6 protein-coding genes are annotated in these 9,637 nt (G+C 64.0%); 1 reads left to right on the top strand and 5 read right to left on the bottom strand.

Annotated elements, in window-relative coordinates:
• Positions 1 to 984 (bottom strand): hypothetical protein (locus tag NTY77_06490; protein ID MCX5795123.1); only part of this gene is annotated, 984 nt, incomplete at its 3' end.
• 385 nt (positions 985 to 1,369) lie between these two features.
• On the opposite strand from NTY77_06490, the gene NTY77_06485 reads away from it, so the two are divergent.
• Positions 1,370 to 2,965, top strand: coding sequence for a glycosyltransferase family 39 protein (locus tag NTY77_06485; protein ID MCX5795122.1), 1,596 nt, complete (start codon positions 1,370 to 1,372; stop codon positions 2,963 to 2,965).
• On the opposite strand, the gene NTY77_06480 is transcribed toward NTY77_06485, so the two are convergent.
• From NTY77_06480 to NTY77_06465, 4 genes are read right to left on the bottom strand one after another with little or no spacing between them, the layout of a single operon-like run.
• Positions 2,962 to 5,166, bottom strand: coding sequence for a tetratricopeptide repeat protein (locus NTY77_06480; protein ID MCX5795121.1), 2,205 nt, complete (start codon positions 5,164 to 5,166; stop codon positions 2,962 to 2,964). The two genes, NTY77_06485 and NTY77_06480, sit on opposite strands and share 4 nt — an antisense overlap.
• Positions 5,163 to 6,569 (bottom strand): FAD-dependent oxidoreductase, encoded by a 1,407-nt coding sequence (locus tag NTY77_06475; protein ID MCX5795120.1) that lies wholly within the window; start codon positions 6,567 to 6,569, stop codon positions 5,163 to 5,165. Before NTY77_06475 ends, NTY77_06480 begins: the two co-directional genes overlap by 4 nt.
• Entirely contained in the window at positions 6,562 to 7,311 is a 750-nt protein-coding gene (locus NTY77_06470) for a glycosyltransferase family 2 protein (GenBank protein MCX5795119.1), read from the bottom strand. The genes NTY77_06475 and NTY77_06470 overlap by 8 nt, the downstream gene beginning before the upstream one ends.
• The gene (locus NTY77_06465; GenBank protein ID MCX5795118.1) at positions 7,301 to 9,424 is read right to left on the bottom strand and encodes a DUF2298 domain-containing protein; all 2,124 of its coding nucleotides are present in this window, start codon (positions 9,422 to 9,424) and stop codon (positions 7,301 to 7,303) included. The genes NTY77_06470 and NTY77_06465 overlap by 11 nt, the downstream gene beginning before the upstream one ends.
• Positions 9,425 to 9,637: the final 213 nt, after the last annotated feature.

Raw genomic sequence — 9,637 nt, 5'->3', positions numbered from 1 at the left:
GGCGGTGACCGAGGAGTTGACGATGACGTTGGAACTGACGGTGATCTGGTTGTTGAAGTTCTGCTGGGCGCTCCAGGTGTTGGTCGAGGCCAGCAGGGTGGAGAGCGCAACAGCGGGGATATTGGTCAGGCCCGCGCCGTCACCGAAGAAGGCGGAAGCGGTGACCGAACTCCCCGAAATGATATTGGCCGTAGCGCCGGACAAGGTCAGCGCGCCGGTCATGGTGTCGCCGGTCCTGGCCACCCGGCTCGTGTCCGTAGCGGTGATGCCGGTCAAGCCCGCGCCGTTGCCGAAGAAGGCGGAGGCGGTGACCGAGGAGTTGACGATGACGTTGGAGCTGACGGTGATCTGGTTGTTGAAGTGCTGCTGCGCGCTCCAGGTGTTGGTCGAGGCCAGCAGAGCTGTGGAGGACGGGATGTTGGTCAGGCCCGAGCCGTCACCGACGAAAAGCCCCGCGGTCACGGTCGAGGTGAAGGTCGCGCTGCCTGCGGTGATGCCGAAGGGCAACTGCAGATTGCCCGCGACCGTGAAGGTCGCATAGGCTACGCCGGCGTTGATTACGATTGCGTTGTTGCTGGCCAGTTGCGCCGCGCTGAAAGCATAGGGGCTTGCGGAAAGCAGTTGGCGCGGCGTCATCTCGCTGTCGGCGCCGACGGCGACGCCCAGATATGTGGGGCTGCTGGCGAACACGGAAGCGGGAATCGGAGTGATGTTTCCGAGTTGCACGGCGAAAACGCCGTTGTTGACCGGGACGCTGGGAACGGTTTCAGTCCAAAGGTTCGTCCCGCCGGTCGCCGCGTTATAGATGGTGAAAACCATCTGCAAGCCGCTCGAATTAATCGGGATGCCGCTGGGGCTCAAGAGCTTGCCCTGATAGCTCATGTTGGTGGGAGATTGGACGGCCCCGGCCGTTCCCGCGGCGGAAATCAGCATGCCCAGCATCATGCCGAAGAGAATCAACTTCCGCAACTGCTTATCTCTCATCTATTTTTGACCAGCGCGCGTTGAAAGAGTATACCTGAGGCCGCCCAGCCGTGCCAGAAAACGTAGCGCACAAAAAGCGAACTATTCTTCGCAAACATTTCGCTTAGGAACCAGGGGGCGGGGGGACTTCTGCCGGTCCGGCCCGAACCGCCGCTGCGGCCGAGAAAACCAAGGACAAGATTCTCCATGGGCAAACGCCTGCAGAAAGGCTACAATCGAAATTGTCGACAGGTTCTATCCGGCGAGATGTCGCAGATGAGACCGACTAGTAGAGGCATTGTGACACCCCTCCGTGCAGCGACAAGAAAGACATACGAGCCAGTCGAACCTGGAAAGACATCGGCCCGCCTTGACAAGCGAAACGACCCGGTCTAAAATCGAGCGCATGAGCGAGCAACTCTCCCCGGCGCCCATCGTCGGGGAGAGATCTTTGTGGGTCCTGACTGCGCTCCTTTTGGCTCTATTTTTCATCCAGAGCGCCGTAAGCCTGGAGTCAGAGTCGATGACCTTCGACGAGCCCACCGCGATCGCGACCGCCTTCGCCGCTTTCCGCTCCCACGACCTGGCGGTCGTCCGGGAGCGACCGCCGCTGTTAGGGCTGGCCCTGGCTGTGCCGTTGCGTCTCTTCGCCCACGATCCGCGGCTTCCGCCGAGTCCTGATCCCGCCGACCCGGCCGGGGACGTGAAATTCAGCCTTTCTTTTTTCCACGATCAAGGCAACGACCCGATTCTCATCTTGCGGGTCAGCCGGTACTGCGCCTTGGCCCTCTCGCTGTTCTTGGCGGCTGCTCTCGTCGTCTGGAGCCGCGACCTCGGGGGAATGCCGGCGGCGGTCTTGGCCGCCGCACTGTTCGCGCTTTGCCCCAACTTGCTGGCGCATTCCCATCTGGCCACCAACGACATGCCCTCGACGATATTCGTCTTCATCGCGCTCTGGGCCTTGGAGCGCTTCTGGTCAGCGCCTTCGAATCGGGCCGCGGCCTGGGCCGGACTCTGCCTCGGCTTGGCGCTGACCGCCAAACTCTCGGGCGTGATCATACTCCCTCTATACGCCGCCGTCGCGGGGAGCCTGTGGCATGGGGGCGGGACCTCGGATGAACGCAAGCGCCGGCTCTTGGAGTTCGCCGTGCTTGGAGCCGCGGCCTTCGTGACTATCGGCGCCGTCATGGGAGGGAAGTTCGACTATGCCGCCTTCTTTGCGGGGTTCGGCAAGATATATTCGGTCAACAGACCGGACTACCTGTTCTATATGGCCGGCCGGCTTTCTCACAAGCCTTGGTGGTACTATTATTTTTACGCGGCGGCGATCAAGACGCCGTTGCCTCTCTTGGGGTTGGCGGGTCTCGGATGCTATGTGATGAGCAAAGACCCGGCCCATAGGCGCTCGGCCCTCTTGGCCGGCGGTGCGGTGGCCTTGTTCGTCACTGCGAGCTGCTTCGACAAAGTCAACCTGGGCCTGCGCCGCATACTTCAGATCTATCCCTTCCTCATCCTGCTGGCTTCCCAGGCCGTGCGCCTTAGACTCAGTCCCGCGGTCAAGTACTCGGGCCTGGCCGGGCTCCTTGCGCTCCAGGCCGTCTCTGTCTCTCGGGCCGCGCCCCACTATCTCACTTATTTCAACGAGATCGCCGGTGGGCCGGCCGGCGGGATCTATTGCCTCGACGACTGCAACATCGACTGGGGACAGGGCCTGCCCAGCCTTCGAGACTGGCTGAAGGGCCACCCTGGGCTGCCTGTCCGACTGGCTTATTACGGAACGGCGAGACCAAAGGACTACGGGGTGGAGTTGCCGCGGATCCTTGATTCAGAGATCTGCTCTCCGAATCCGGTTATCTACGCGATGAGCGCGCATCTGCTCGTCTATATCCTGAAGACGAAAGGACAGGAGTGCTCCTGGTTGGGCCGTTACACCCCGATGGAGAGGCTGGGGAACTCGATATACCTCTACGATTTCCGTCCTGAGGCCTCTGCCGCGCGCTAACGACTTTTTTTGAGCAAGTCCAGAGCCCGGTCCAGGTTCGCACGGGCCTCCGGGACTGGCGGCGTGGCTCTTAAGGCGCATCGGAAGGTCTCGGCCGCCTCCGCCGTCTTGCCGGCCCTGAGAAGGGCGGCGCCGAGATTGTTGCAAGCCGGTCCCGAGCCGGGTCTGAGTTCGACGACTTTCCTGAAGTGCTCCGCTGCTTCGATGAAGCGTCCGCGCTGGAAGAGGGCGGCGCCAAGGTTGGCTTGCGCCTCGACCAGGTTCGGGTCCAATCGGACGGCCTTCTCGGTCTCCGCGAGTGCTTCATCCAAACGTCCCGCGTTCGCCAGGGCTATCCCCAGATTGGCGTGGCCCTGCGGGAAATCGGGGGCGATCTGCGCGAGCCGCTCGTATTGCGCGATCGCATCTGGGAGCCGGCCCCTTTTGTAAAGGAGATTCCCCAGGTTGAAGATGGCCGCCGAATAGCCCGGATTGGCCCGAATGGCCAGGAAGAAATGCCCGATGGCTTCATCGAACCGCCCTTGCGCCTCCAGAACTACGGCCATGTTGTTGTGGGACTCGGCCAAGTCGGGGCTCAGGCGTACGGCGGTTCCGTATTCCTCGACTGCCTCCTGGAATCGTCCCATCCGGTGGAACAGGCTTGCGAGGTTGTGATGGAACTTGGCATCGTCGGGCTTCTCCAGCAAGGCCTTGCGCATGTAAGCCACCGCCTCATCGAATCGCCCCTTGTCGCCGAAGGCGACGCTCAGGCTGTTGAGGGCCTGGGCGTGATTCGGGTCGATGCGCAGGACCTCGTTGAGCTCGCGGACAGCTTCTTCAAGACGTCCCTGCTTCTGGAGATAGGTGCCGTAGCTGTAATGCGCGAGCTTGCCGTCCGGATCGAGCGCCAGGACGCGGCTCCACAATCTATCCGAGTCGAGCCAGACTCCAGTCTGTCTCCAGCTCAGGCCGCTCAGCGCGGCGATGCAGAATAGAGCCGCCGCCAGGAGCGACTTCTTCAGGGGGGGACTTGCGGTCTCCAGCCCCCGGGCCAGGAGGCCGCCCGCCAGGAGAGCCCAGCTCAGGCAGGAAAGGTAGCTGTAGCGATCGGCGGTGTATTGAGGTCCGCTTTGGGCGATGCCCAGGACCGGCAACAGCACCAAGACATAGAAAAGCCAGGCCGCAGGGACGGCGGGCCACTTGCGCCGGACCGCGAAGGCCGCGCCGCTCAATGCCGCCACCGCTCCCGCGCTGGCCGCCGCCTTCCAGGTGAAGGCTTCGGGATGAGCCGGGAAGCGGTAGAGCGGGTTCAGGTGGAGAGGCAGGAGCGTCTTGTAGAGATAGAAGCAAAGCCCCCAAGCGGCCTGGATCGCGCGCGGCACCACCCCGTATTGCGCCAGCGAGTCCATGGCTCCGGTCTGATGCTGAGCTGCGGCCGCCAGCGACCCGGCGACCGCGGCCATCAGGAAGAACGGGATCTTCTCGATGAGGATGCCGCGCTTCTCCGGGCGGAGCCACTGCAGCGGGGAGCCATCGAGGCGCCGCAGAGGGAACATGTCCAGGAGCAGGAGGAGGAGCGGCAGCGTCACGCCGGCCGCTTTGGAAAGCAAGGAAAGCGCGTAACAGGTCAATGAGGCAAGGAACCAGCGGGCTCTCGCCCCGGCAGCGCGGCCCGGATCGTTGGCCTTCAGATAGCCGTGGAGCGTCAACAGGAAGAATAGGCCCGAGAGGACGTCGCGGCGCTCGGTGACCCAAGCCACCGATTCCACTCGCAAAGGATGCACGCCGAAGAGCAGGGCGGCGAAGGCCGCGCCTGCCCTCAGCTCAGCCGCGCCCCGCCGTCCATCGCCCAAACGCAGGAGCCGCAGGCTCAGGAAGTAGAAGGCGACGGCGTTGGCCGCGTGCAGCAGGATGTTGGTGGCGTGATAACCGGAGGCGTTCATCCCCCAGAGCAGATAGTCCGCGCCCAAGGTCACCCAGCTCAGCGGCTGGTAATGGCCGAGGTGGAAGGTCGTGAACATCCAACGGAGTTGGGCCCAGCCTAATCCGCGGTAGGCGGCGTTCTCAAGGAAGTTCTTGCCGTCATCCCAGGCCACGAAGCCGGCCTTCAAGGCCGGCGCGAAGCAGAGGAGGACGACGAAGGCCGTCAGGGCCGGGGGCAACCAGGGGGGGAAGCTCGGGGAAGCTTCCGCGGGCTGCGCCTTCTGGCGTGAAGCTTTCACCGGCCGACCCCGGCGTTAGCCTTCGCCGGGTGAGGGAAAGTCAGCTCGGGCGCTCCGCTCGACAACCGATCCACCCACTCGACGCCCTGCATGAAGGAATGGTCCTGGTTGCTGGCCTCGTATTTCCAGGCGCCGAACCGCCCGCGCGAGGATATCCCGAGGGCTTCCAGGGCCGGGTGGACCCGGTCGAGGATCGCGTCGCGGCCGAGCGACGGCGTCGGGTAGCCATAGGGGGCGTGGCGGGTCCAGAGGCTCTCGATCTGACCGCGGGACTCGATGAGCCCCGTGGCGAGGAGGCCTCGGACCGTCTCCTCCACGACAGAGTCGGGACGCACGGGCTTTCGGGGCGACTCGCTCGTCTCGGCCATCAACGACCAATACTTCCCGATATCGGGGACGTTCTCGGGAGAATAGTTCGAGAAGACCGTGACCCGATAGAACGGGCAGTCATCCTCCGGGAAGTACATCCAACATTTGGGCGCCAGCTCGGCGCGAGGCTTTCCGCGCAGGCCGACGCCCACGATGTGCGCGCCGGAATGGCGGAGCCCTGACGCGGCCTCGCGCACCTCCGGAGACAGGTCTTCGACCATCGGCGCGAAACGATCCAAGGGGCTCGTATTGAGGATCGCGTCGAAGCTCTCGCGGGCTCCGCTTCCCAGGACCAATTCCTTTCTCGCCGCTCGGACGGCCGAGACCGGAGTCTGGAGACGGATGCGATCGGCGCCGATCCTGTCGGCGACCCGGGTCCAGATGGCTCCGGTCCCTCCCCGCCGCGGAAAACGGAAGGTATTGTTGGGCCCCCAACCGGTGTCATCTTTGCCGATGCGGATGTTCTCCCGGACCCGCCCCAAGTCCGTCACGGCGACCCGTTCCCCGACCCAGCCGTAGGAGAGCTCCGCCAACGGGTAGGCCCACACCTTGAGGTTGTAGGGCGTCATGAACAGATCGGCCATGCCTGCACCGAAGGTCGCCAGCACCCACTCGCCAAAATGCGCGGGAGTGCCCTGGAAAGGATGCCGGTGCAACTCTTCGAGGCCCCTCAGGCAGCGGTCCAGCTCTTCCTGAGGAAGACGCCGGATATTGTATTGGAACGGGTACGGGACGAAGCGCCCCCGGATCCAGACCCAAGACTCCCTCTGGTGGTGCAGCCATTCGTCGGCAGCGAGGACGGAGTCCATGACGCGGTCGAAGTAGGCGTAATGGGAGAACTGGACGTGCCCTCCGATATCCCAGGTGAAGCCCTTGTCGTCGACAGCGCTGGCGGCCAGTCCGCCGACGAAGGCGGAGCTTTCGTAGATGACGAAATCCTCGTGCCCGAGCTCCTTGAGCCGAAAAGCGGCGCCCAGCCCCGCGGGGCCGGCCCCGATGATGGCGACGCGGCCGAGCTCGGAGCGCCTAGGCATGTCTCCCCGCGCGCAATCTCTCCAGGGCTCCCGGCAACCGCGAGCGGAAGTCCGCAAGCTCGCGCAGCGAACGCAGGCAATGCCCCAAGAGCTTCCAGCCCCGGATGCTGACTTCGCCCGTGCCCCGGCTCAGGTGAGCGACGGGTATCTCCAGAAGCGGGCAGCCCGCCTTGGCCGCCAGCACCGCCAGGAAGATGTTCGGCGCGAAGACGCCGGGGGGCAGTTCCGCCAAGAGCCGTTCCAGGAATTGGGCGCGCATGAGGCGGAACGGGATGTTGCTGTCTTCGAGCCGTACGCCGAAGACGAGGAGGATGACCAGGCGCAAGAGGCGCGTGATGACCAGCCGCTGCCAAGGATCATGCCGCTCCTGGCGCAAGCCTGTGACAAAATCCGACTCGCCGCGGCGCGCCCAGAGCTTCGCGAAGTCTCCCGGAGAGAACTGCCCGTCGCTGTCGACCTGGAAGACCCAATCGCAGCCGGTCGAGAGCGCTCGCTGGTAGGCGGTCCGCAGCGCCGCCCCGTGCCCCGCGTTCGGCTGGTGGACCACGCACAATCGGGGCTCCGCGACGGCGAGCCCGTCCAGGAGGCCGCCGGTCCGATCGGTCGACCCGTCGTCTATCACGACCAGCCTCCCGCCCGGATAGACCTCGAGGAGAGAGAGCCACTCCCCGCAGACGGAGGCGATGCAGCCTTGCTCATTATAAACCGGCATGACCACGGTCAGGCGGATTTCAGCCCCCATGCGTTCCTCCGGAGACGGCCAGGAGCGCCGTCCCGTCTTTCTCATAGAGCGGATACAGGCAGGACCTCAGCGCCGCGAGCCCCGGCGGAGGATATCGGCTCCTCTCCAGACTGCCGACGGCGACGTAAGAAATGGATTCTCCCCGCAGGACGGCTCTTAAAGGCCGGCAATCCTTGGCCCCATCGAGGAGCAAAGCGCCGCTGAATATCTCCGCGGCCTTGCGCGAGCGCTCCCCGGTCCCGGGATGCCCGCGGTAGCGCACGAAGAGGTGGTCCTCCCAGCCGAGATAAGAAGGCAAGCCGGAGAGCGAAGAGAATCGGGTGAAGTACGAGTAGGCGGGGCCGACGGCTTCCAGGAGGACTCCGGAAAGCCGGCCCTCCTTCGCCCGCTCCTGCATCCAGCTGACGAGCGCGGCATCTCCCGGCGCGACCGCCCTCAACTGGGCCAGGCCGTCCAAGGCCTCCGGGCTGCGGAACCCTGCGGTCCGAACGGAAAGTCCGAAGGCGGCATGGGCGCTCAAGGCCAGACCCCAAGAGCACACCAAGACCGCCGCGGCGCTCTTGCGGAGCCTGCTTTTGAAGTCGCTCAGGAACAGCACGGCGGCCGATCCGAGCAAGGTCCAGGCCGGCATGTAGAATTTGAAGACGGTGTTCATCCGCTCGCGCGCGTCGCCGTAGACGTCGGCCAAGTGGAAAAGCTCGCAGACCAGGAGTATGCCAAGGCCGGCGAGGGCGAAGATGAGCCCCAGGCGCGTTCTTCCTTCCGGCTCCAGCCAGAGCGAGACGGCCGCCAGCGCGGCCAGGAGCGAGACCAAGATAAGGCCTGACCGGACGAGGAACGGGAACAAGAACAGGCTGGCCGCCAGGCCATGGATCATTGGGGAGGAGGGGCGCTTGGCCCACCGGGCCCAGAAGTGGGCCGCCAAGGGCAGCAGGAAGAGGCCGAAGACTTGGGAGAGTTCCGCGGCGGAACTGCGTTGGCGCACCCAGCCGAATTCCAGCGGCAATTGGCTCCGGGCCCGAAAAAGAGGCGAAGCCGTCAAAAGCGCGGCCAAAGCGACGCCGGCGCAGATGAGGATGCTTCGGGTCAGGGGCCGTTTCCGATGCGTCAGGAGGACAGCGAACCAAGCGACGCCGAGGAAGATCGGCGTTTCCCAGGTGTTGGCGCCCCAGACGAACCCCGTCAGCATCCCGGCGGCCGCGGCCCAGAGGTATTCGCCGTTCTTACTTTCCTCGGGTCCTTGCAGGATCAGAGCCGCCGTGAATGTCAGAAGAAGGACGAAAAGAGGCAGGGCCAGGAAGTGGGGGTGCAGGTCGCCCAAGGTGAAGGACCAGAACGGGAATTCGTTGATGGTATTGCTGATGACCCGCGAGACGGCCCAGGCGTTATAAGGAATATTTTGGAAGGCCGCGCCGAAAGCCTCGAGCAGGCTCTTCAGGTTGGAGCCTAAGGCGACCGCCAATGCGCCGAGAGCCGCCGGAAGGGCCTGGAGCGAGCAGGCGCGCAAGAGGAGATAGAGTCCCGAAGCGTAATTGGCGAACGTGAAGGCCAGCGCCATGTTGTAAACGACTAGCGGATTCTGTCCGGAGAGGAAGCCTACCGCCCACACGGGATAGTACCCGAACACGTAGTAGCGCAAGGGGTACCCGGCCAGCCAGGGGTCCTGCATCGGGTAGCTCCTCTGGGCCCACACGCCGGTCACGAATGAAGAGTCCATCATCCTCTCCCCGAATGGGAGCGCCGAGGACATGAACGGAAGGAACAGGCAGCACGACAGTAAGAACGGGAGATAGAAACCCTCGAATCGCAGGACTTCGCTGAATTCTTCTTTTTCCAAGCCGCCCCGCAACGTCCCGCCGATAGCCCACGCAGCGGCGGCGCAGGCCGCAGCAGCTGCCAAGCAACTGGCGCGAGAGAAAGCGGCCTGGCCGAGCAAGGCCGCCGGCAGGAGGGCCAGCCAAGCCACGAGGTAGGGTCCGAGGATGCGCGCTGAGCCCCAAGCGATGGAGGACGGCAAGAACCTTCTTAGGAGCGGCCACAGGCAGAGAGCGAACAGCAGACCAAGCCCATACCAAAGCAACCCTCCGGCGATCGCGGCGAGGAAAGGGTTCATGAGTGAGGCTCCCGAGGCGAGCGGATTATACCAAATCACCAAAAACCTGAGGCGCGCGCGTCCGCACACTGGGTGTTGCAAGAGAATAGAAATGTCCGGTAATCCGTTTTATTAAAGTGTCCGGTCGTTGGGACGAGAGAGAGGACCGTCATAGGCCGGTCCTCTTTCTTTTTGCTTCTTTTTCTTTCTGTGAATAGGTGTGGATGATTGGGG

The sequence above is a fragment of the Elusimicrobiota bacterium genome (assembly GCA_026388095.1).
Taxonomy (GTDB): Bacteria; Elusimicrobiota; Elusimicrobia; order UBA1565; family UBA9628; genus UBA9628.
Note: the sequence above shows the minus strand (reverse complement) of the source record. Positions and strands in the feature narration are given on the sequence as shown.

Excerpts from the sequence above, each read along its gene's own strand:
- NTY77_06470 (MCX5795119.1), bottom strand. The coding sequence starts at position 7,311 with ATGGGGGCTGAAATCCGCCTGACCGTGGTCATGCCGGTTTATAATGAG.
- NTY77_06485 (MCX5795122.1), top strand. The coding sequence starts at position 1,370 with ATGAGCGAGCAACTCTCCCCGGCGCCCATCGTCGGGGAGAGATCTTTG.
- NTY77_06465 (MCX5795118.1), bottom strand. The coding sequence starts at position 9,424 with ATGAACCCTTTCCTCGCCGCGATCGCCGGAGGGTTGCTTTGGTATGGG.
- NTY77_06475 (MCX5795120.1), bottom strand. The coding sequence starts at position 6,569 with ATGCCTAGGCGCTCCGAGCTCGGCCGCGTCGCCATCATCGGGGCCGGC.